General features: G+C 36.2%; 20 protein-coding genes and 1 tRNA gene. 19 read left to right on the top strand and 2 right to left on the bottom strand.

Features of this window, described 5'->3' with window-relative positions; all coding sequences use genetic code 11:
• The first annotated feature begins 27 nt into the window (after positions 1-27).
• From GN157_RS04545 to GN157_RS04555, 3 genes are all read left to right on the top strand, one after another.
• Positions 28-2,178: a M56 family metallopeptidase gene (locus tag GN157_RS04545; RefSeq protein ID WP_157481924.1), complete on the top strand. Its 2,151-nt coding sequence runs from the start codon at positions 28-30 to the stop codon at positions 2,176-2,178.
• An 86-nt stretch (positions 2,179-2,264) separates the two neighbouring features.
• Complete coding sequence (locus tag GN157_RS04550; RefSeq protein WP_157481925.1) at positions 2,265-4,256, top strand: M56 family metallopeptidase; 1,992 nt, start codon at positions 2,265-2,267, stop codon at positions 4,254-4,256.
• Positions 4,257-4,351: 95 nt separating this feature from the next.
• Positions 4,352-4,492, top strand: coding sequence for an SsrA-binding protein (locus GN157_RS04555; protein ID WP_157481926.1), 141 nt, complete (start codon positions 4,352-4,354; stop codon positions 4,490-4,492).
• On the opposite strand, the gene GN157_RS04560 is transcribed toward GN157_RS04555, so the two are convergent.
• Complete coding sequence (locus GN157_RS04560) at positions 4,489-5,001, bottom strand: adenine phosphoribosyltransferase (RefSeq protein ID WP_157481927.1); 513 nt, start codon at positions 4,999-5,001, stop codon at positions 4,489-4,491. The two genes, GN157_RS04555 and GN157_RS04560, sit on opposite strands and share 4 nt — an antisense overlap.
• Positions 5,002-5,115: 114 nt before the next feature.
• Here GN157_RS04560 and GN157_RS04565 point away from each other — a divergent pair.
• The 16 genes from GN157_RS04565 (at position 5,116) to GN157_RS04645 (ending at position 23,702) form a co-directional block, all read left to right on the top strand.
• Positions 5,116-5,189, top strand: a tRNA-Arg gene (locus tag GN157_RS04565).
• 646 nt (positions 5,190-5,835) lie between these two features.
• Complete coding sequence (locus GN157_RS04575) at positions 5,836-6,309, top strand: Dps family protein (RefSeq protein ID WP_157481928.1); 474 nt, start codon at positions 5,836-5,838, stop codon at positions 6,307-6,309.
• Between the two features lie 5 nt (positions 6,310-6,314).
• On the top strand, positions 6,315-6,977 hold the full coding sequence (locus tag GN157_RS04580; RefSeq protein ID WP_157481929.1) for a YoaK family protein: 663 nt from the start codon (positions 6,315-6,317) through the stop codon (positions 6,975-6,977).
• A 13-nt stretch (positions 6,978-6,990) separates the two neighbouring features.
• Entirely contained in the window at positions 6,991-9,210 is a 2,220-nt protein-coding gene (locus tag GN157_RS04585) for a tetratricopeptide repeat-containing sensor histidine kinase (protein WP_157481930.1), read from the top strand.
• Positions 9,211-9,221: 11 nt separating this feature from the next.
• Positions 9,222-10,589: a sigma-54-dependent transcriptional regulator gene (locus GN157_RS04590; RefSeq protein WP_157481931.1), complete on the top strand. Its 1,368-nt coding sequence runs from the start codon at positions 9,222-9,224 to the stop codon at positions 10,587-10,589.
• Positions 10,590-10,608: 19 nt separating this feature from the next.
• Positions 10,609-10,908 (top strand): GNAT family N-acetyltransferase, encoded by a 300-nt coding sequence (locus GN157_RS04595; protein WP_157481932.1) that lies wholly within the window; start codon positions 10,609-10,611, stop codon positions 10,906-10,908.
• 52 nt (positions 10,909-10,960) lie between these two features.
• Positions 10,961-12,520 carry a sigma-54 interaction domain-containing protein gene (locus tag GN157_RS04600; protein ID WP_157481933.1) on the top strand — a complete coding sequence of 520 codons (1,560 nt, stop codon included), beginning with the start codon at positions 10,961-10,963 and terminating at the stop codon, positions 12,518-12,520.
• A gap of 171 nt (positions 12,521-12,691) precedes the next feature.
• Positions 12,692-13,687, top strand: coding sequence for an alpha/beta hydrolase (locus GN157_RS04605; protein ID WP_157481934.1), 996 nt, complete (start codon positions 12,692-12,694; stop codon positions 13,685-13,687).
• A gap of 125 nt (positions 13,688-13,812) precedes the next feature.
• A complete protein-coding gene (locus GN157_RS04610) occupies positions 13,813-14,127 on the top strand; it encodes a phosphoribosylpyrophosphate synthetase (RefSeq protein WP_157481935.1) in 315 nt (104 codons plus the stop codon).
• Between the two features lie 36 nt (positions 14,128-14,163).
• Positions 14,164-15,333, top strand: coding sequence for an MFS transporter (locus tag GN157_RS04615; RefSeq protein ID WP_157481936.1), 1,170 nt, complete (start codon positions 14,164-14,166; stop codon positions 15,331-15,333).
• A 535-nt stretch (positions 15,334-15,868) separates the two neighbouring features.
• Positions 15,869-16,558 (top strand): hydrolase, encoded by a 690-nt coding sequence (locus tag GN157_RS04620; protein WP_157481937.1) that lies wholly within the window; start codon positions 15,869-15,871, stop codon positions 16,556-16,558.
• Positions 16,559-16,665: 107 nt separating this feature from the next.
• Positions 16,666-18,465 carry an amidohydrolase gene (locus tag GN157_RS04625; RefSeq protein ID WP_157481938.1) on the top strand — a complete coding sequence of 600 codons (1,800 nt, stop codon included), beginning with the start codon at positions 16,666-16,668 and terminating at the stop codon, positions 18,463-18,465.
• A 2-nt stretch (positions 18,466-18,467) separates the two neighbouring features.
• Positions 18,468-18,893: a DoxX family protein gene (locus GN157_RS04630; RefSeq protein ID WP_157481939.1), complete on the top strand. Its 426-nt coding sequence runs from the start codon at positions 18,468-18,470 to the stop codon at positions 18,891-18,893.
• Positions 18,894-18,904: 11 nt separating this feature from the next.
• Entirely contained in the window at positions 18,905-20,260 is a 1,356-nt protein-coding gene (locus tag GN157_RS04635; protein WP_157481940.1) for an alginate export family protein, read from the top strand.
• Between the two features lie 35 nt (positions 20,261-20,295).
• Positions 20,296-21,372 (top strand): alpha/beta hydrolase, encoded by a 1,077-nt coding sequence (locus GN157_RS04640; protein ID WP_157481941.1) that lies wholly within the window; start codon positions 20,296-20,298, stop codon positions 21,370-21,372.
• A gap of 512 nt (positions 21,373-21,884) precedes the next feature.
• On the top strand, positions 21,885-23,702 hold the full coding sequence (locus tag GN157_RS04645) for a WG repeat-containing protein (protein WP_157481942.1): 1,818 nt from the start codon (positions 21,885-21,887) through the stop codon (positions 23,700-23,702).
• A 200-nt stretch (positions 23,703-23,902) separates the two neighbouring features.
• On the opposite strand, the gene GN157_RS04650 is transcribed toward GN157_RS04645, so the two are convergent.
• On the bottom strand, positions 23,903-24,490 hold the full coding sequence (locus GN157_RS04650) for a hypothetical protein (protein ID WP_157481943.1): 588 nt from the start codon (positions 24,488-24,490) through the stop codon (positions 23,903-23,905).
• Positions 24,491-24,544: the final 54 nt, after the last annotated feature.

The following is a 24,544-nucleotide window of genomic DNA, read 5'->3' on the forward strand; positions in this document are numbered from 1 at the left end:
CTAAAGTAAAACCCTAAGAAGAATAACATGGAACAGTTTTTTACATATATGATTAAAGCTTCGGGATTAATCGCCCTGTTTTATGCTGCGTATCATATTTTTTTACGAAAAGAAACTTTCTTTGTTTCCAACCGTTGGTTTTTACTCTCGGGCTTAGGTACGGCATTGGCGCTGCCACTGGTATTCTTTAAAAAAATTGTTTGGATAGACCCCGCGCCGCAACAAGAAATGCAGGTAATAGATGTTAGTCAGCTACTACAATTACAGGATAACACACAACAGGTAACACCTTCTCCTGTAAGCTTTAGCTGGCCCAATGTTGTTTTAGGCATATATATAGCGGCTGTATTATTTTTAATGATAAAACTATTATTCAATTTTATATCGCTAAGGCAGATAATAAAAAACCAAACCGTTACTAAAGAAGGGCAATACAAACTTATTGATACACCACGGGTAAATGCTCCGTTTTCCTTCTTTAATTATATAGTATACAATTCGGCACTATTGCAGTCTAACGAACTGGAAAGCATTATTTGCCATGAAAAAGTACACAGCAGGCAATACCACTCGGCAGATATGCTTATTGGTCAGTTAATCGCCATATTCTTTTGGTTTAACCCTTTTGCCTGGCTGTATAAAAGTTCGATCTCTCAAAATCTTGAGTTTATTGCCGATGCTGTTGCTACAAAACAAATAAGCGACAGCACGGCTTATCAAAAAACAATGCTGAAAATTACGCTTCAGCCGGAATACATATCAATCACCAATCATTTTTATCAATCACTAATCAAAAAACGAATCGTTATGTTAAACAAAAAAAAATCAGGAAAAGTAAACAGCTGGAAATATGCTATAGTACTCCCGGTACTAATAGCTTTTATGGTGCTGTTTCAGATAAGGGTTATTGCTCAGGAAAAAAGCACCGACAAGGCGATAGAGGAAGTAAGCTATGAAAAGTTTAAAATGGCTCTTGAAATTACAAAAGATGCTACAGATGCAGAACTTGAAAAGATAAAAGAACTGTTTAAAAAAGAGTTTGGTGCCAATGTTACGTTTAGCAACTTAACCCGTAACAGCAATAATGAAATTACAGCGATAAAGGTTACTGTTAACGATGGCAATCAGTCAAAAGTATACCAAACAAATAGTACACAGCCTATAAATCGTTTTGAAATTGCTATAGAGAGTAATGAAGATACTGGTAATAAAATCGCGTTTAACGCACTTCCGGTAAACGACCAATACCAAAACTACGCAAACAGCTACTATCAGGATGAACCCGATATGATGGCTCCGCCCACGCCACCGGCTCCTATGACTCCAAATTCAATGATTGCTCCGCCGGCACCACCTGCTCCACCTGCTGCTCCGGGAATGAGTTACATTTCACCATCTCCCCAAAACGGACTACAAATTATAAACAGTGATAATAAAGATGTATTGGTAATTGTAAACGGTGTAAAACAGCAAAAAGGCAGTACAGTAACCATACCACAGGGACAAATTGTTAGCAATATAAATGTTATTACAGGTAAAGAAGCCAAAAAGAAATACGATAAAGAAGCTAAAGACGGCGTACTGGTAGTAACCACACAATCAGGCGGAGGCTATTCTATAAAAATGCCTAAAGGAATGGTACTGGACATGGACATGATTCAGGATTTCAGTATTGATCCTATAAGTATGATGGATATGGAAGCACTTGCCCAGCTTGACGGCGAAATGGCTAAACGTGTTGAAGAACAAATGAAGCGTGTTGAGGAAATGAGTCAGGCAGACAAAATAAGGATGAAAGAGCAAATTGAAAGAGGTCTTGTCCAGCTAAAAAGAAGCGAAGCCCAAATAGCACGCGATATGGAAAGGGCCGAGCAAAGAAGGCTCCAAATGGAAGAACGAAGGACTGAAATTTTAGCACGAAAAGAAGAACTAAAAGAAAATGCCGAAGAAAAAAGAGAAGAATTAAAAAAGAGACTTGAAGAACGCAAAAAGCACTTTGAAGAAAGAGGTGGCGCCATTGACAAAATGAAAGCCGAACAGCAAAAAGAAATAGCGGAGCAAAGAAAGGAAATGGAAGAAATGAAAAAGGAAATGGAAATAGCCCGCAAAGAAATAGAAGAATCAAGAAAGCTACTTAAGGAAGAGCTTGAGAAAATAAATACTGAAAAAGAAGAATAAATCTTTATTGTTAAAGTTAGTTAAGCAACAGTAATGAAGGGGAATACAGCTCTCAACTGTATTCCATAAAAATAAAAAATACTACCATGGAGAACCTTACCATCTATATGTTAAAAGCATCGGGGATAATTGCCTTATTCTATTTTGCTTACATCCTGTTTTTAAAAAAAGAAACCTTTTTTACTGCTAACAGGTGGTTTTTACTCTCCGGGTTATTTACTGCTGCTTTTTTACCCCTGCTAACTATTACAAAAACAGTAATTGTAGAGCCTAATAACACTACTCCTTTTCAAATACTTATGCCTGAAGCAGAAAATTATACTGAAGCAGTAGTTGAGGAAGCCTTTACCATTAATTGGTTTTATGTACTTATAGGGATATACGTACTTATATCAGCCATACTGTTAGTTAGGTTAATTATAGATTTATTCAGAATAAAAGCAATAATTAAAGGTAGTAACGGTAAAAAGGAAAAGCAGTATACCATTATAGACACCACAGGTATTACACTACCCTTCTCTTTTTTCAGTTACATTGTTTATAACTCGAAATCAGTTGAACCAGAGGAGCTAAACGATATTCTAAAACATGAAAAAGTACACAGTAGCCAGAAACATTCGGCAGATATCATAATAGGTCAGCTTTTTACCATATTGTTTTGGTTTAATCCGTTTATGTGGTTGTACAAAAAAACAATATCACAAAACCTTGAGTTTATTGCCGATGCCGAAGCCTGTAAACAGGTAAACGACAGAAAAAATTACCAGAAAACACTACTTAAGTTTACGCTTAATGAAGAGTATATGGGGGTAACCAATCATTTTTATCAACCATTAATCAAAAAACGTATCATGATGTTAAACACGCCTTCATCAAAAAAAATAAATACATTTAAATATGCCTTTATACTACCATTTATGTTTGCCTTTGTTTTTCTTTTTCAGATAAAAACAGAAGCCCAAATCAAAGAAACAGAAAATCAAACTGTTCAACCCGAATCGCAAAACAATATTCATGCACTAGAAATAACTAAAAATACTAGTGATGTAACCCTAAAGGAAGGAATCAAAAAACTGGAAAAAGCAACAGGTTGTACTTTTACATTGAATGCACTTGACAGAAATGATAATGGCGAAATTTCCAATATAGCTTTAACGATTACCGGAGCGGCTAACGTTAAGTCATGGAGTACTTCAAAAAATACGGGGCTAGATCCATTTTTACTTATTGTTGAGAAAAATGACAAAGGGGAATATTTTGTTGAAATGGAAAAAATACAGTATGGTGCTGACGGTGGCACTGAAATAGACGCCCCTGAACAACACAACAACCCTAAAACCGGTAAAAATGCCGTTATTATAAATACAGCAACCGATACCATAACCCTAAACGGAGTAAGAAAATTTACTTACCTCTCTACTACTGTAGATACTGTTTTTTACGACAGGAGTTCCTCACAAGATATAAACACATCAATATCCCAAAGGGTAAGTGACAACCAAACAGGGAGAATACGTAAATATACTGTTGTAAAACAAACCGGAACTAACCATAATATGGTTAATGCAGATGATGCCTTAATATTTATTGACGGTAAAGAAGCTACCCCAGCAATGGTCAAAAGTCTTGATCATAACAACATTGTAGCAATAGATGTAAACAAAAAAACCGAAGAAAATGTAGCTAAATATGGTGAAAAAGCCCGAAATGGTGTTATTATGGTCACTACTACTAAAAACAGCCCTAAAACAGTTACTATTACGACATCTGGCATGGAGGAAGAGCCTAACATTATTACAGTTTCGAAAAAACAGCAAAACAATGCATTAGTGGTAATCAATAAAAATACCAGTGATGAAACTCTTGAAGATTACAAAGATGTACTGCAAAGAATGGAAGTAACCGTAAAGTATAAAACAATAAGAAGAAATAAAGCCGGAGAAATTGTTAAACTAAAAATAAGCATAACCGACGATAAGAAAGGTACTGAAAAGTCGCTAACATGTCAGGATTCAAATGGTATATCAAACATTGCTATAAGCAAGCAAAACGGTGAAATAAAAACATTTATACAATAAGAAACCTTACCTAACACAAATCATATATTTTACTTAAAAGACTGTCAATCAAGACAGTCTTTTTTTATATTTGATACAACAAAAACCCGCTCACCATGTTTAAACTACTGGCAAAACTCAACAAATGGCTATTACCTAATTACAGTAAACAACAGCTTGACCTCAGCAAAGCTACCAAACTTCAAAAAGCAATAATTGCCTGGAAATACTACGTTACCATACATGCACTGGATTAATATACCAATGGCGAGTAAATATCGCATTGGCTTATTTTATTCCTTCCGTTAAGAAACGACAGTTCCATTAAAAAATTACACTGTACAATTTCGCCTCCCAGTTTTTCTACCAGTTCGCAAACTGCTGCGGCAGTACCACCTGTAGCCAGTACGTCATCATGTATAAGTACCCTGTCCCCTTTCTTAATTCCGTCAATATGTACCTCCAGGGTATCCATACCATATTCCAGTTCATATGATGACGAAATGGTTTCATACGGCAGCTTGTTAGGCTTCCTTACAGGTACAAAACCTGCATTAAGCTCATAAGCAAGTAAAGTGGCAAAAAAGAAACCTCGGCTCTCCACCCCTACTACCTTATCAATATTTTTATCCTTAAGGTTTTTTAGTAATAATTCCATGCATTCCTTAACTGCATCGGGGTTTCCTAAAAGCGGGGTTATATCTTTAAAACCTATTCCCGGTTTCGGAAAATCCTGAATGTCACGTATATAGTTTTCTAATGCCATTTTTTTTCAATTTTATATTCATTTAGGTTTGCAAGTTAATCAATAATCCCTATATTTGCACCCGCAAAGAACGATAAGCCAATAGCTTTATTTTGGCACATCGGGAAGCAAAAAGGCCTCGTGGCGCAACTGAATAGCGCATCTGATTACGGCTCAGAAGGTTACAGGTTTGAATCCTGTCGAGGTCACAAATAAAAAAACCGAAATCATATTGATTTCGGTTTTTTTTGTTTTAATAATCTTACAATTTCTTTATAGATTCCATAAATCCTGTAAGTATATACTGCTGGTTTGGATATCCTGAGTAATTACCCCGACAGGATTAAACCGTTCAATTATATTCTCAATATTATTCTTTAAATAAAGTAAATGCGTTATAATCACCTGTGGTATTTTCACCCCAACGCCTATAACCTCTTTACAGTATTTACCGGAGTTGCAACGTGACTGGGCGCATCAGGAAACTTACAAAGCCGTAACCGATTTGGTTAAAAAATACGGTGGTGCTTATGGTGTAGGTGTACAATATGCTCACGAAATGCTTAAACATTAACTTATATTCTGCAAAAAAACTGTGCACAAAATCAATATATACTTCACCACTGCACATGGCACAGCCTTTTGTTTCACCTAATATACATTAGTAGCTGATTACTCAAACGTATTATACTATACATAATTTTACGATATATCGTTAAACAAAACAACATCATTAAAAACTAATAAACTAAATAACAATAACTTAAAATAAATGGCAATAAAATAGCTTACATAACAACAACTAAAGATATTTAGTTCAATTATATCGAAATAGTAACGTTAATGTAAAAACTTATGGAAGCATTTATTGGTATTAAAAAAGAAAACATTATACAGATAACCGACTCTCTCAGTAAACTACTTGCAGACGAATTCATACTGTATACAAAAACCAGAAACGCTCACTGGAATATAGAAGGGAACGACTTTTATAACAAGCATCTTTTTTTTGAAGCCCAGTACAACCAATTGGATGAAATTATGGACAGTGTAGCCGAAAGAATAAGAACTTTAGGACATTATGCTCCGGCTACATTAAAAAGCTTTTTGGAACTAACACATTTAACCGAAGCATCAAGGTCTCATAACGATAGTTTGGGGTTTATTAAAGAGCTATTAGAGGACCATGAGAGTATTATTATTTTCCTGCGTGAAAATATTGACCATTTTGCCTCAGAGCTAAAAGACTATGGCACCAGTGACTTTATTACCGGGTTAATGGAAACCCACGAAAAAATGGCCTGGATGCTGCGATCTCATTTAAAATAAAAGCCATGAGACTCCATAATATACACTATGCTACACTGGTACTATCGGCAGTTGCAGGCTATTGCGACACAGTTACCTTTGTAGCCGGTGATACTATTTTTTCGGCACACGTTACAGGTAACTTTATAGTTTTTGCCTATCAGGTTATTAAAGGAGGCGATGTACAGGCATGGATAAAATTAATTACCTTTCCTGTTTTTATTATTGCCGTAATGTGTGGCGGATGGTTGTCTAAAAAATCGGCAGAAAAAGAACGGCTACTTTTAACCGAGGCGCTACTTTTACTTACAGTTGGTATATTGGCTTATTTTCATCCTGAAAGTAACAATAAGGGAATAATGTACCTTTATGTAATGATTGTTGTTTTTGCTCTTGGGTTACAAAACGCATTTGGTAAACTGTTTAGTAAAGCTACTTATGGTCCTACAACGGTTATGACAGGTAATGTTACTCAGGCATCATTGGATATACGTAATTTGCTAATACATAAAACTATTGATCAGGTTAGCCTTATCAGTCTTAAAAAGCAGGCTATAGCAATAACAGGATTTCTTACAGGCTGTGTATTAGGCGCTTTATGCGGAAAGGAATTTGGTCTTAAAGCTGTACTTGCAGCAGCAGGGGCTCTGCTATTATGTTACTTTACCGAAAGTAGGAGCAATAAATAATTTAAACTTGAAAATGGTATATAAAATAGTACTTATACTCGCTTTATTGTTTCCGCTCAAATCGGTTTGTCAGCAAACCGATGATGATGAAATACATGTCCTTTTAAAAAACCTGCATTATGGTGAAGATAATGAAGAGAAGGCTCATAATTTACTGAAGGCAGTAAAGTATTATCTAAACAAAGAAAACTCTACAAAAGCCGACATAGACAGCGCAGCTTTACTTAATAGTGAAGCTATGCATATTAGCAGGGAACTGGACCTAAAAAACAGTATAGCCCAAAGTATGTTGTTTGATAGCGAAATTACAATTACAAAAGGAGATACCGTTAAAGGAAACGAATTAAAAAACAAAGCACTTAGTTTCACTAAAAAACACAATCTCAATAAAGAAGCCGGAAGCATTTATGCCTCACTTGGCTATTTTGCTGCAAATACTGGTGATCCTAATAAAATTAAACATTTCATTAATGCTGCATCATCATACAAACAGGCTGGCGATTTTCACAATGAGGCAGAAATGTATTGTGAGTTATCTATTCTGTTTAATAGTATGGATAAACCGGCAACATCTATAAAATATGCCTTACAGGCTATTGAAATCAAAAAGAAACTAAAGGACAGTAATCTCTATCAGGAATATACAATACTTGGTATGGACTACAGGGTTCAGGGGAATTATGAAGATGCATTATCTTATGCTCTTAAGGCCGAAAAAACCATGGATAATATGGAAATTAACGGTTTGTGGGTAAGTCTTTTATATGACCTTTTAGGGACTATATATTCTGAACTTAATTTTTATGATAAATCGGTTGAATACTATAAAAAAGCTATAGCCGTATCAAAAGAAAGTAATGATACCGAAGGGGTAACTGCCATAACAATAAACACTGCCAGAAGCCTGTATCACAGAGGTAAAATTACAGAAGCTCTTGAAGTACTGGACAGTGGTTTTAAATTTTACCACAGTACTGATTGTGATGTGGAGTACCCTTCATTATACATATTGATATACTGTAAATTAAAGCAGTATAATAAAGCCAAACCGTACTATGAACAACTGATAAAATGCAGTAATAAAGTTAGTGAAAGAGCCCATATAGAGCAGGAAAAAATGTACTATGCCATAATAAGTTATTTAACTCAAACCGGACAGGCAGATAAAACTTATACATACATTAACAAATTAAAAGAACTGGCAAAAGTACATAATGATTTGTTTAACCTATCTCAACTGGAACGTGCCCATTTTGAGTCAGATTCTGCTACGGGCAATTATTTAGGAGCTATAGAACATCTTAAAAATCAAAAAAAGCTGGACGATTCCCTTTTCAATATAAACAGTACTAAGCAGTTTGCCGACTTACAATTGAAATATGAAACGGAAAAAAAAGATAAAAACATCAAACTCCTAACACAGCAAAGTCAGCTTCAGCAAACAAAACTGGAGCATGAAATGGTAATACGCTACATTTTTATCGCCAGCCTGGCTATATCGTTTATTATTTTAGGACTATTATACAGCAGGTATTGTATTAAAAGAAAAAGCAATGCCGTGCTTGAGGCCAAACAGGAAGAGATAAACCGCAAAAACAAGAAACTTCAAAATCTTGTTGAGGAAAAAGAATGGCTTTTAAAGGAAATACATCACAGGGTTAAAAATAACCTGCAAATTGTTATCAGCCTGCTAAACACACAGTCGGCCTATCTTGAAAATGAAGATGCCCTGCTGGCAATACAAAACAGTCAGCATAGAATGCATGCCATGTCCCTTATCCACCAAAAGTTATATCAAACAGATAACCTTTCCAGTATTAACATCTCGTGGTACATACAGGAACTGGCCAGTTATCTTAAAGACAGTTTTGATGATGAAAACAAAATACGATTTGAGCTAAACACTCAGTCTGTAGAGCTTGATGTAGCCCAGGCAGTACCCCTTGGTCTCATACTGAATGAAGCCATAAGTAATGCCATAAAATATGCTTTCCCACAACAAAAGGGAATTATTAGTATTACCTTTAAGGAGACTCAGGAAAACACTTTCCTGTTACAAATTACCGATAATGGTATTGGACTACCGGAAGGTTTTGAACCTACAGAGCTGGATTCACTTGGTATGAATCTTATGACCGGACTGGCAGAACAGCTTGACGGAACATTTAATATTACAACCAATAACGGTGTAACCATTACAATAACATTTATAAAAAGAGTGGCTGATGTTTAAGCCATATGACGATGAACACGAAGGAAAAAATACTTATTGTTGAAGATGAATTTATAGTTGCCAACGACCTTAAAATGATATTAAAAAAAGGCAACTACAATGTGGTGGGAATAGCCTCTTCTGCCGCACAGGCAAGAACTATGATTGAGGCAAAAAAGCCCGACTGGGTTCTGCTGGATATAATACTTAAAGGCAATGAAACAGGAATAGACCTTGCCAAAGAACTGGCAGAGGTTAAAATACCGTTCCTTTTCATATCTGCCAATACCAATCAAAGCATACTGGAGGCTGTAAAAAAAACACAGCCTTATGGCTTTATGGTAAAACCCTTTAGGGAAAAAGACCTGTTGGTAATGCTGGATATTGCCCGATACAGGTACAGTATTGAGAATCAGGAAGAACTAAAACCTGAGCAGGCAGAACAGGGAACTCCGTTTTTTGGAGAGATTGTAGGACAAACTCCGGCTATAAAAGAAGTACTTAATAAAGTAAGTATTGTTGCCCCTACAGATACCTCGGTACTTATAACCGGAGAAAGCGGTACCGGAAAAGAACGTATTGCCCATGCCCTACATAACAACTCCTGCCGAAAAAATAAACCCTTAGTTGTAGTTAACTGTGCTGCTTTACCTTTATCACTGGTAGAGTCAGAACTTTTCGGACATGAAAAGGGTGCCTTTACAGGAGCCAACACCATGCGTACCGGTAAGTTTGAACAGGCAAATGGCGGAACACTATTTCTGGATGAAATTGGTGAACTTCCGCTTGATGCTCAGGTAAAACTATTACGCGTACTTCAGGAAAAGGAAATTGAACGCATTGGCGGAAACCATACCTTTAAAGTGGATGTTCGTATTATAGCTGCCACAAATCGTAACCTTGAAAAAGAGGTGGCAGACGGACGCTTTAGGCTCGATTTATATTACAGGCTTAATGTTTTTCCTATTGAGCTTCCTCCGCTAAAAAACAGGAAAGACGATATCCTGTTACTTGCCAATCATTTTCTTGTAAAATTCAACAAGGCTAACGGTAAAGGCATTACAGGATTTAGCAATAAAGCACAACAACAGTTATTACAATACAACTGGCCGGGTAACATTCGTGAGCTGGAACATCTCATTGAGCGTAGTTCACTATTAGCCACTACCCATGAAATAGACTTTATTGAACTTCCTAAGGAAACCGAAAGCTTTACAGAAACCGCTTCGGGTGAATTACAGTCACTGGAAGATATGGAACGTAAACACATCATGCAGGCATTACAGGCAAGTGGCGGAAAAGTATTTGGTCCCGGAGGTGCTGCCGAAATGCTGAAAATCCCTCCTACTACACTCTATTCAAAAATGAAAAAACTGGGTATACAGCAGGAGCATTACTAACCTTTAAAAAAAAATAATCATGACAAATATTAAACTGGAACTGGACGATAAAAAACACGGAGCCTTTTACCTTCATGAAGACGGTAAAAAAATGGGTGAAATGGTAATAAGCGTCCGTGATAACAAATTAACAGTATATCATACCGAGGTAGACCCCGCAGCTGCAGGCAAAGGTTTTGCCGGATTACTACTGGCAGATATGGTAAAATATGTAAGAGACAATAACCTTATGGTTGTGCCACTGTGCCCTTATGTGCACGGGCAGTTTAAAAGACATCCCGATACTTATCAGGATATATGGTTTAAGGAAAATAAGTAATACAAACTAACCCTGTAATTACTTATTTTTACATTACAAACGGTTTACCACTATGACCCACAGCCCCGAAAATAACGAGATTCTGAAAAGAATCATGCAACGTGAGCAGGAACAGTTGCTTTTGCAGTCTATATGCGAAAGCCTTGCTATGACCGAAAACAGGGCCGAGTTTCATCGGGTAGTAAACAGTGAGCTAAAATCAAAACTGGAGTTTGAACATTTCTGTATATTTCTGTATCAGGAAGCTAAAGAAGGATATGTTCTTTTTTACAGTAGTGAAAGTTCAAAATCGCTTCAGTTTAAAGATGAAGTAATTAAAACCGATTTTTTTGACAGGGTTTTAAATTCTCCCGATCCCGTATTAATCCCAAAACCGGAAATAATTAAAACAGGGTTACAATATATTGTTGGCGAAGGTTATAAAAACACTATCAAAAAAACATTGTTTTGTAACGTCCCTTCAAAAAGATTTCAGGCTGTTTTATGCCTGGGTTACAGTAAAGACGGCAAACCCGAGCGGGAAGATTTAAGACTTGTAAGACAACTTTGCAGTCAGCTTAATATAACCCTGACCAATATTCTTTTACTGGAAAAATATATTCCTCTTCATGGTCAAAGCAATCAGGTCACACAAGATGAAAAAATCCACATCCCGGCTCATGATATGGGCATAGTGGGCAGTAGTGAACCCATGCAGCAGGTGCGTAACCTTATAAGTATGGTTAGCGAAAGTGATACCGGAGTTATTATACTGGGCGAAAGCGGTACAGGTAAAGAACTCGTGGCAAAGGCCATACACGAAAATTCGGGCAGAAAAAATAAAAAGCTTATCAAAATAAACTGTGCTGCCATCCCCGAAAATTTATTGGAAAGCGAACTGTTTGGTCATGAAAAAGGCAGTTTTACAGGTGCTGTTTCTCAAAAAAAAGGAAAATTTGAAATGGCTCATAACGGTACTCTTTTTCTTGATGAGATAGGGGAATTACCTATAGAACTACAGGTAAAACTGTTGAGGGCGTTACAGGAAAAAGAAATTGAACGTATAGGCGGACATAAAACCATAGCGGTAAATGTGCGTATAATTGCTGCTACAAACAGGGATTTACAACAAGAAATCACGAAAGGAAATTTTAGAGCCGACCTTTATTACAGGCTTAATATTTTCCCTATTTATATTCCTTCCCTAAAAGAACGGATTGAAGATGTAAAAGGCTTAGCTCAGTTTTTTGTACAACGCTTTTGTGTAAAGAACAAACAAAAGATAAAAACCATATCGGCAAAGGCAATGCGAACCCTTGAAATGCATAACTGGCCGGGTAATGTGCGCGAACTGGAACATGCCATAGAACGTGCCGTACTTTTATCTCCTGAAAAAACAATTAAGGAAATAGCCGTATCATCTTATAATGATAAAACATATACTACTGCCGATAATACTGTTATAAAATCATGGCGTGAGTTTGAAAAAGACTATCTGCTTAGTGTACTTAAATTTTGTAACGGACGTATATCGGGCGATAATGGTGCTGCTGCCCTGCTCGATCTTCCTCCTACTACCTTAAAATCAAGAATGGAAAGGCTGGGAATCAAAAAAAGACATTATCTCTCTTAACTAAACAATTCGTTTTCAACGTTATAGTTACTAAGCCCTTAGGTAATTTCACGAAATATCGTAAAGGGCAAATCATTAAAAACACGTAAACAACTATAAAACAACACATTACCTAAAGAGGAATATTGTTTGAAAAACATAATATATCATTTAACTTAAAAATCATATATTATGAAAAGTGAACTTACAACCGAAAAAGAAATTCCTGCTTTCTCGCAGGATCCTGCTATTTCTACAGCAACAAAAGAATTCCTAAAAGTGCTTAACTCCGGCGGTGTACCGTTAGAAACTCTTTCACCTGGAGAAGCCCGCAAAGTATTGGTAAATGCACAGGCAGGAGTACCTGTAGATTATTCGGGTATTGAAGAATCTGAAAAAACAATAACTCAGGATGGTTATACCATTACCCTAAACATAGTAAAGCCGGAAGGAGCTACACAAAAACTACCTGCTTTTGTATTTATACATGGTGGCGGATGGGTGCTGGGCGATTACCCTACACATAAAAGAATGGTAAGAGACCTTGTAGTACTTAGTGGTACTGCAGGTGTATTTGTAAACTATACTCCGTCTCCCGAAGCACAATACCCACAGGCTACAGAAGAAATTTATGCAGCTGTTAAATGGGTAGCCGAAAACGGTAACGAAATCAACGTAGACGGTTCTAAACTGGCAATAGTGGGTAACAGCGTGGGAGGTAATATGACAGCTGTAACTGCTATAAAAGCAATACAGAATAACGGACCAAAACTTACCAACCTTATTATGTTCTGGCCTATTGTAGCTGCTGATTTTGAAACCTCAACCTACCAAAGGTTTGGTGAAAACCGTTTCCTTACTACTCCGTTAATGAAATGGATGTACGACCACTATACAAAAGATCTTAATCAAAGGGAAGAAATATATGCTTCACCTCTTAACACACCTGCCGATATTCTTAAACACTTCCCTCCTACATTTATCCCTGTAGCCGAAGCAGATGTTTTAAGAGAAGAAGGCGAAGCTTTTGGCCGTAAACTGGATGAAGCCGGTGTAGAGGTAACCACAATCCGTTATAACGGAATGATACACGATTTTGGTTTATTAAATGCCCTGGCAGATATACCTCAAACCAAAGCACTTTTCAGACAGGCTGCCGCCGAACTTAAAAAATATCTTTTCGCATAAAGAACGATTTATATATTGCCATCTCGGGCTATTACTTCAAAATTTATGACTAATTTCATCTCAAAATAATCTACATAATTTTTAATGCCCGCAGTATTACTGTTGCGGGCTTCTTTTTTTATATCATGAATACATCACAACCATCTTTTGATACAGTAACCGAAGCCCTTTCATGGCTTAATACACAGGGATTTAATTATAATTTTAATCTCGACGAAAACTGCATACGCTTTAACAACAACAGTCAGTCCATGTCTCCTGAAGAGTTTACCATTGAGCATGTTTTCCGCTTTGAGGGTGAAACAGATCCGGGTGATGAAGACATCGTTTATGGTATATCATCCGACAAACACGGTATTAAAGGGGTTCTTACAAGCGCCTTTGGTATCTATGCCGACTCCCTTTCAACCGAGATGATTAAAAAACTGTCTGTACACTAATATCATTTTTAACTTCTTATTGCATCCTCTTTAGCTATGAGTACCTCAAAACAACTCTCAACCGTTCAAATACTTATAATGGCTATTACAGCCGGAGTATGTGTTGCCAATATTTATTATTGCCAGCCTATACTTAATGAAATTGCCAAATCTCTTAACCTCAATGGGGATGATGTGGGTATTATCGCTCCGTTATCACAGGCTGGCTATGGTATCGGCTTACTTTTTCTTACCCCACTGGGTGATAAAGTAGACCGTAAAAAACTTATACTCTACCTACAGCTTTTACTTATAGCATCGTTAATAGGCATGTCACTGTCTATGGGGCTTTTAAGCCTGTATGCTGCCAGTTTGGCTTTAGGGTTATTTGCTGTTACAGCACAGGTTATACTACCTATGGCTGCCAGTTTAGTTACCGAAAACCGTGGTAAGGTAGTAGGTGTTATATTTACAGGCATATTGGTAGGTATATTAACCGCCAGGGTATTTAGCGGTTTTATTACCGAATGGTTTAGCTGGAAGTATGTTTACTTTATTTCTGCAGGAATGGTAGGTATAACTACTATATTAATGCAAACCGATTTCCCTTCTGTTGAAGATCGTTTTGAAGGTTCGTACCTTAAGCTACTCTCATCGGTTATACATCAGTTAAAACGTTTCCATACCCTAAGGATGGCTGCACTTTTAGGTGCATTGGTATTTGGTACATTAAGTTCGTTTTGGGTAACACTCACTTTTTATCTAAGTGGTGAACCTTTTAACTATCCTGCTGATATTATAGGTTTGTTTGGACTGCTAGCTGCCGGTGGTGCATTAATGGCTCCACTGGTAGGGAAAATATCTGATAAAAGCGAAAGCCCGAGAAAAGTGTATATTTTCTCATTGGTACTTATCATGCTGAGTATTGTATTACTGTTTGTTTTCCCGCAATCAAATATAGCACTTATACTAACGGTGCTTTTAATTGATGTGGGGGTTCAGGCAATACAAACTACAAACATAGCCCTTATATACACACTGGATACCCAAGCCAACAGCAGGATTAATACCGTTTATATGACATCGTTTTTTATAGGTGGTTCAGTTGGCGCTTTTGCCGGTATACTTGCATGGAAACATGGAGGTTGGAATATGGTTTTACTACAAATGGCCGTTTTTACAGCAATAGCATTTTTTGTCTCTCTAAGAATTTCAAAAAATAAATAGCATAATTCTACTTTAATAAAAAAAAGCGCTGTTAAGCGCTTTTTTTTATGCTCAATTAAGTTTAAAAACTAATAACCAACACTTTAACAGTATTAATTATTAGTTTATATAGTATGATTTACTACTTTATTTCGTAGTAAACAGTCTCCAAACCACTATATATCGTCATTTTAAAAACCAACAAACAACACAAATGCCTGTAAAACAGATATTTAAATAAAATGGCTTCTAATTTGTTTTATAGTTATCAGGAATAAGATAAACAGATTCAAATTTTTCTTGTCACAGTTCAATGTACAATGGTTTTTATAATACCAAATTTGTAATGTACAGTAACAGAATTAGTTCTGTGTAATAAAACAATTAAACCACCTTAAGTCATGAAAACAGAAATTTACATCAAAACAGGTTTCAAAACCTAGCTCCTCCACACCTTATTAAAAATCAAAACATTAACCGGTATGCACATACCCGGACAGGGATTGCTATACCAAAACTAAACATTTAATTATCAACAATTTTAAACACTTTAACCATGAAAAACCTAGTTTTAACAGCAGTTGTATTACTTACATCTCTAACTACATTTGCACAAAAGCCAAGCCCGGCACTATTAAGCCCTACAAACCACACTTTAGTATTAATTGATCATGAAAGCCAAATGGCTTTTGCTACACAAAGTATAGCTATAGATCAGCTTCGCAACAATACAGCTCTGGTAGCCGGAGCATCTAAAATTTTTAGTGTACCTACCGTAGTTACCACTGTTGCCGAAAAATCGTTTAGCGGACCTGTATTTGCTGAAATTGAAGAGTTTTACCCACAGGCAACCTCTAACTATATTGACCGTACTACCATGAACACATGGGAAGACAGTAATGCTTACAAAGCCATTACAGGAAAAGGAAAGAAAAGACTTGTTCTTGCCGGATTATGGACAAGTGTATGTATTGTAGGACCTGCTCTTTCGGCAATTAATGACGGATATGAGGTATATGTAATTACCGATGCCTGTGGAGACGTATCTAAAGAAGCTCACGATATGGCTATACAACGAATGATTGCAGCAGGTGTTAAACCAATGACATCATTACAGTACTTATTAGAACTACAACGTGACTGGGCTCGCCAGGAAACCTACAAAGCAGTAACTGATTTGGTTAAAAAATACGGTGGTGCTTATGGTGTAGGTGTACAATATGCTCACGAAATGCTTAAACACTAATTCATAACCCTATTATGTAAAAGGCTGTGCATAAAATCAATATACACTTCACCACTGCACATGGCACAGCCTTTTTCTTTCAGTATTAATCAACTAAAAATAATATTATGAAACTACATATTACACTCCTCGCTCTGTTATTCTGTGTAATATCGGTTAAAGCACAAACTCCCGATCTTATTGTGTTTAATGCCAAAGTACACACGCTGGACAACAGCAATACCATTAACGAAGCTATCGCTGTAGCTAACGGAAAAATTATTAAAACTGGAACAGATAAACAGGTTTTAAAACTAAAAGGCAAAAAAACTCAGGTTATAGATGCAAAAGGCAAAACTATGATACCGGGGCTTTTTGACTCGCATATGCATATTATTCGTGGCGGTAGGTTTTATAATACCGAACTCCGTTGGGATGGTGTGCGCTCTCTAAAACGTGCGCTTACCATGCTAAAGGAACAGGCACAGAGAACTCCAAACGGACAATGGGTTCGTGTAGTAGGCGGATGGAATGCTTATCAGTTTGAAGAAAAAAGGCTGCCTACACTTCAGGAAATTAATGATGCTACGGGTAATGTACCTACCTTTATACTACACTTATACGGACATGCCTATTTAAATAAAGCCGGATTAAAAGCACTTAACATTACAGCAGACACCCCAAATCCTTTTGGCGGACTTATACAAAAAGACATGTATGGTAACCCTACCGGATTACTGGTTGCAGAACCCAATGCTTTTATATTATACTCTACCCTGTCAAAACTACCTGAACTGACTGAGGAAGAAAAAGTAAACTCCACCAAACTGTTCATGACAGAAATGAACCGACTTGGTGTTACAGCTATTATGGATGCCGGTGGAGGATTTCAAAACTACCCTGATGATTATGGTATTACCACAAAACTTTGCGAAAGCAATGAACTAACCATAAGGATGCCTTACTATCTGTTTGCTCAAAAAGCAGGAAGCGAGTTAAGCGATTATACCCGTTGGATAAGTTCGGTAGAAATTGGGCAGGGATGTGATGTACCTAACGATGGTGTAAAACGCTTTGGTAAAATGCCTCAAATAGAATATCACGTTCAGGGAGGTGGTGAAAACCTTGTAATGAGCGCAGGTGATTTTGAAAATTTTGACGAACCGAGACCTGATTTAAATCCTGCTATGGAGGGTCAGTTAAAAGCGGTGCTTTCCCTGCTTATTAAAAACAGATGGCCTTTTAGGTTACATGCTACCTATAACGAGAGTATTTCCCGATTCCTTAACGTTATTGAGGAAATTAATGAAGAAACTCCTCTTGACGGATTACTTTGGTTTTTTGATCATGCCGAAACCATATCTGACGAAAACCTGCAAAGGGTAAAAGCTTTAGGCGGAGGTATTGCCATACAGCACAGAATGGCCTATCAGGGCGAGAACTTTATAAAACGTTATGGTAAAACCGCAGCTGCCAAAACCGTACCTATCAAAAAAATGATGGATATGGGAATAAAGGTCGGAATGGGGACAGATGGTACCCGTGTAGCCAGCTTTAACCCGTGGGTTGGGGTGTATTGGCTTACTTCCGGTAAAACACTGGGAGGATTAAAATATATGGCTGAAGAAAACATACTGGATAAAAACGCTGCAATAAAGCTATTTACTCAGGGAAGTGCCGCGCTGGTAAGGCTGGATGCCGACAGGGGTATGCTTAAAGAAAACTATCTGGCCGATTTTATATTATTATCTGACGATTACTTTACTGCTACAGAGGAACAGATTCTAAACATGCAATCAGTACTCACTATAGTAAACGGTAAAGTAGTATATGGCTCTCAGGAGTTTGAGCAGTATGCACCACAAAAAGTAAAAGCAATTCCGCAGTGGAGTCCGGTTAATTATTACGGAGGCTATCAAAACCAGTAACCATGAAAACCTTTTGGCAAAATAATAATCGTAATTGGGATATAACAAGCCTTGGACTATTGTTTTTCAGGATAGCCGTGTCTATCGAACTCATTTTGGTCCACGGACTTAAAAAACTGGGCGTTGGGGTTAGTACTGCCGAAGTAGTACCAAACCCTTTACACCTGCCGGAAGCCCTAAATCAGGTATTTGCCACTACAGCAAATGTTATTCTCCCGTTGTTTGTCATTTTCGGAATAGTAACAAGGTTGGCAGTAGTGCCTATACTCGCTGTTACCTTAACAGGCTACTTTGTGGTACATGGTGGTTCTCCCCTACCGGAAAGGGATATCCCGTTTATGTACAGTATATCCTTTTTACTGTTATTTATTACAGGTCCCGGAAAATACTCAATAGACTCTCTGTTATTCAAAAAAACTTCGGTATAAACTTTTCCCTTATGAGAACCCGCCTTATCATATTATTACTGTTTGTACTAACGGGCATCCATGCACAAACCCCTCCCCGCTTCAGTTTCCTGAGGTATAATGATGACTTTAGTTATCTGGCAACCGAAAAGCATGAAGATATTTATTACAAAATGAAATATATCCGTGTAGGTAAAAACAGTGATAACTACTTGTCAACAGGGGGTGAAATAAGGTATCAGTACATCAATACTATTAATGAAAAATGGGGAGACGATTCAAACGGAAGTGATGGCTACTTCATGGCAAGATACTTAGCTCATGTTCATTTACATACTAAATATATCAGGTTATTTTTTCAGTTACAAAGCAGCTTTGCATACAGTAAGGCAGATGTTAGCCCGGTAGATGAAAATCCTTTGGATGTACATCAGTTTTTTGCCGATGTGGTATTTACAAAGCATTTCTTTTTAAGGGCCGGGCGTCAGGAAATATTGTTTGGTTCAAGAAGGCTTGTAGGTGTACGCGAAGGACCTAACAGCAGGCTTGCTTTTGATGGCGGATCGATAATTTTTAAATCCGAAAACAATAGCAATCAGTTATTTTATGTTCATCCGGTAGCCAACAGGCCTCAATTTTTTGACGATAACTTTAACCGTAATGCAAAGCTGTGGGGTAACTACACAGTAGTAAACAATGTACCCTTAATCCAAAATATTGACCTGTATTATTTGGGGTTATATAAAAGTAATGCCTCTTTTAACGATGCTTCGGGTAAGGAAGTACGCCATTCGGTAGGTACACGCATCTGGAAAAACAAAGGTAATCTTACATACAATTTTGAAACCGTATATCAGTTTGGAAAAATGGCAGGAAAAACCATTAGTGCCTGGACAGTATCTTCTCAAACTAATTACCAGTTTAACAATATAAAATTTAGCCCAACTGTTGGATTAAAAACCGAAATCATATCGGGCGACAGGCATGCTAATGATAACAGTCTTGAAACTTTTAATCCGTTATATCCACGTGGAGCCTACTTTGGGTTGGTGGCACTAATAGGCCCTTCTAACCTTTTTGATATTCATCCCTCATTGGACTTTAATTTAAGTAGCAGGGTTTCAGCAGGGATAGATTACGACTTTTTTTGGAGATGGAGTATAAACGATGGTATTTATGCCCCAAACGTACAACTGGTATACAGCGGACAAAACCTCGATGAAAAGTTTATAGGAACCCAACTGGCTGCCAATCTGAATTTTGATGTCAATCCTTTTTTATCCCTAACTGCCGAGGCTGCATGGTTTGATGCAGGACCTTTTTTAAAAGAAGCCGGTACAGGGAAAGATTATTACTATGGTGCAGTAACGGCACAATTTAAATTTTAAACAGAACCATTTATTAATATAAAACCATAACGATTATGAAAACAATTTTAAACTATGCGGCAGCCGGAATCCTGTTTCCGTTATTACTAATTTCCTGTGGAGAGGGAAACGGAGTATCTATAAGTACCGAGGTACATAAAGGCGGTGTAGCCGATTATAAAACAGACGAAAGGCTGGATACCGGAACAAAAAAATTCCTTACGGCTTTAAATTCCGGAGATGGCGCACCATTAGAGTCTCTTTCTAAAGAAGACGCACGTGCTGTACTTGTAAACGCACAGGCATCAATAGAGGTAGATATGTCGGGCATTGAGGAATCTGAAAAAACCATCATTGTAGACGGTCATGAAATCAAACTGAATATTGTACGTCCTGAAGGTGTTACAGGTAAACTACCCGTATTTATTTATGTACATGGTGGCGGATGGATTTTAGGCGACTACCCTACCCATAAACGTATGGTTAGGGATTTAGTGGTACTTAGTGGTGCTGCGGCAGTGTTTGTAAATTATACTCCGTCTCCCGAAGCTCATTATCCGGTAGCTCTAAACGAAATTTATACCGCAACAAAATGGGTTGCCGAAAACGGAGATGAAATCAATGTAGACGGAACTAAACTTGGAATAGTAGGTAACAGTGTAGGCGGTAATATGAGCGCTGCAACTTCATTATTAGCTAAAGAAAAAGGCGGACCTGAAATTAAAGTACAGGTATTGCTTTGGCCTGTTGCCGATGCTACTTTCAGTGAAAAATCATATGAGGAATTTGGTGAAGACCGTTTCCTTACCACATCGGTTATGAAATGGATGTACGACCAGTACACTACCGATTTAGAACAACGCAAAGACTACCACATATCCTTAATCAATGCTACTAAAGAGCAGCTACAGGGACTACCTCCTACTTTTATCCATGTGGCAGAAAATGATATTCTTCGTGATGAAGGAGAGCTTTTCGGGCGTAAACTGGATGAAGCCGGAGTACCTGTTGCTACTATGCGATACAATGGTATGATTCACGATTTCGGACTATTAAACGCTTTGGCAGAACTGCCTGCTACACGCTCTATGTTTGAAAACAGTGCTGCCGAACTTAAAAAATACTTAAAGTAATTTTCTCTTTATATCAGTTTTAATCAAAAAGGGAGACTATATAAACAGTCTCCCTTTTGTATTATTCAAAGTTTTATTTTTTATACAGAGATGTTTATTGATTTTTACATAGAAGCTGTACCTCTATTACGCCTTTAAAGCTCGAAATTTAGCAATATAAAGGCTTGCTAATTTCTTCAAATCCTGCATGAAATGGTTTGAAATTTGTCCTGTCGAGGTCACAAAAAAAAGCCCATACAATGTATGGGCTTTTTTTATTTTATACTTTAAGCTCCTAAAAACAACTTCTCAAATTGATTACCAGTGGAATTATAAAAATTTATTCCCTGTAACTCCTGCTCTATCTCTCAATATTTATTCTGTAATTACCTAAATTACATTAAAGTAATTATATTAGCTATTAATTCAACTAAATTACTGTTTTACGGTTTTTTACAAAATAGAAACAAGCTATTTTGTAAAAAAACAGTTTATGAAAGTATTTAACTTAAAATAAACATAATTAACGAGATATGGATACTATAGACAATTTAAGTTTTACGTTAGTGACTAAGCTAACTCAGAGTGTCATAAAAAATACAGCCTCCATATTACTCTTACTTTTAGTCTTTTCTTGTCAAGGACAAACTTCAGGAAATTACAAACGTGTAAACCTTAACAATTCCTGGGGGTTTGTTGACGAGAACGAGAAAGTAATTATTCCGTTAGGAATTTATGATTTTCTAAATCCTATTGATGAACAAAATATGATTTTAGCCAAAATGAACGGAAAAGATGGCTATATAGATATTCATCAAAATATTCTAATACCATTTGAATTTGAAGATTTAGGAGTGTTTTCCGACAACGGATTAGCACCAGCTAAAAAGAATGGAAAAAGTGGTGCTATTAACCGAAAAGGAAAAGTAATTGTCCCTTTCATCTATGATAAAGTCAATTATTTCTATAAATCAGGTCTAGCCATTGCATCAAAAGACGATAAATTTGGCTTTGTAGATGGTAAAGGGAAAGAAATAATTCCGGTTATTTATGAAAATGTTGACCAAACAATGAACGATAAAATTGTTTTAGTTTCTAAGAACAAAAAATGGGCCTTCTTTTCAAACAATGGTGAACAACTTACCGATTTCAAATTTGACCAAATTAAACAAGCATACATAAAGCAGAATGGAAGGGATAAGGATACTTATTTCAAAGGAGGTTTAGCAATTGCCATTATTGGAAATCAGGTACAGTACCTTGATCAAAATTTAAAAGAAGTAATTCCATTGGGAAAATACGATTTTACAAAATCTCTAAATAAAAATGGTTTTGGTATTGTGGGTAAAAACAACAAGTTTGGTATAATTAATAATCAAGGAAGAGAAGTAGTTCCTTTAGAATATGATACGATTTTACACCCAACAAGATATACAAACATTCTTGAACTTTTTATCTTGAAAAAAAATGAAACTCTAAAAATTCTGGATGAAAATACAAAAGTTATTAAAGAAAATATTTTAGCCTGTACCTGGGATAAAATTGATTCTGACGATTATTATTCAAATGTACTTTTAGTTAAAGACTATCAAAATAAATTTGGAATTATTGATGAAATCGGTAAAACTATAATACCTTTTGAGTTTGAAAAACTTCTTCCTTTTGACGCACAGGAAACAACAATTGCAAAGAAAAACAATAAATATGGAATAATTAATTACAAAAACATAGCGTTAATTCCCTTTGAAAACGATGAAATTCATTCAAATAAATTTTCAAAAATTTATATTGTTAAACAAAATGACAAATTTAAATTATATAACAAAAAAGGAATCAAAATCATAGATTTTGTTTTTGAAGATTTGCAGCCTTGCTTTTACGATCAAGATAATAAATTTATTGTAAGGTTTAAAGGTAAATATGGAATAACAGACATTACAGGCAAAGAAATCATTCCAAATGAATTTGATGAAATATCCAATTGGGTAGAATATGGTCCAGAAGCTCATTTTGTTACTAAAAATAAAAAAATCGGGATGTATTCAAGAGACGGAATACAATTAATACCTCCTATTTATGACGAGATCAAATACGTAAATAATAACATTATTATTGTTTCTCAAAATAAAAAGTATGGTGTTATAAGCATTTCAAATAAAAATATCATTCCTTTAAAATATGATAAAATCTATCTTGATCGGTATAAAATAACTTACGAAAATAAAGAACCTGAAATTTATGTTTTGAAAAATGGCATTTATTCACAACTAGATAAGAACAACAAACAAATAAGGTCTAATATTTCTGAAAAAGAGATAAAAGAAAAGTTTGAATATTATTTTGAAAAATAAAGAACTGCCACAAATTTGTCTAAATCTTTAACATAACAAATCCAATAACCCCAACAGGACATCTAAACCGCTAAAACGAAAAATTATCTTACATAAAGTAGGCTAATTTCTTTAAATCCTGCATAAAATGGTTTGGAATTTGTCCTGTCGAGGTCACAAAAAAAGCCCATACCATGTATGAGCTTTTTTATTTTAAATTATTATTCCGTGGGATATAAAAATTTATCAAAAACTATCTCTCCAGAGCTTCCGTCAATCTTTATATACTTTAATGAAATCTTATTAAAGGGATACCTTATAAAATAGTATGGCTTGCCTTTTTCAAGATGACGCATTACTGTATATTTTTCTTCATTCAGGTCTATCTGTTTCTCTCTCTTTAATTTAGTAATGAGATCTGTTACACTGAAAGAATAGTTTTCATCATAATTAAATTCCTTAATCACAGTTCCTTTCCCGTCATAAACTTTTCTAATACCAATCGGCATCTCTGAAAAAGATTGTCCTTCCTCCTGTAGCGATAGGTTTGACTTGTGGTAAGAATAATACTTTATGAACCTATTACCTACACTTCGCTTTAACTCCAAAAAATAACTACTTTCCTCTTTAATCTCATAAATTGTATCATTCTCTGTGTACTTCAGGCTATTTTTCTCATTTAACTCACTATACTTAGCCTTATTAAATTTCTTTAGCCCATTCGGTTTTTGAGGAGTTACCTGCTGCCCTGCACATTGAACAGAACACAGCATCAGTACTATTATACTAAATAAGCTTAAAGGTTTCATTTATTTGTATTTTACTTTCTCGAATACTTACACCAACTGGCAGGGAGCTTTTTA

Source organism: Flavobacterium rakeshii, from assembly GCF_009741375.1.
Taxonomy (GTDB): Bacteria; Bacteroidota; Bacteroidia; order Flavobacteriales; family Flavobacteriaceae; genus Flavobacterium; species Flavobacterium rakeshii.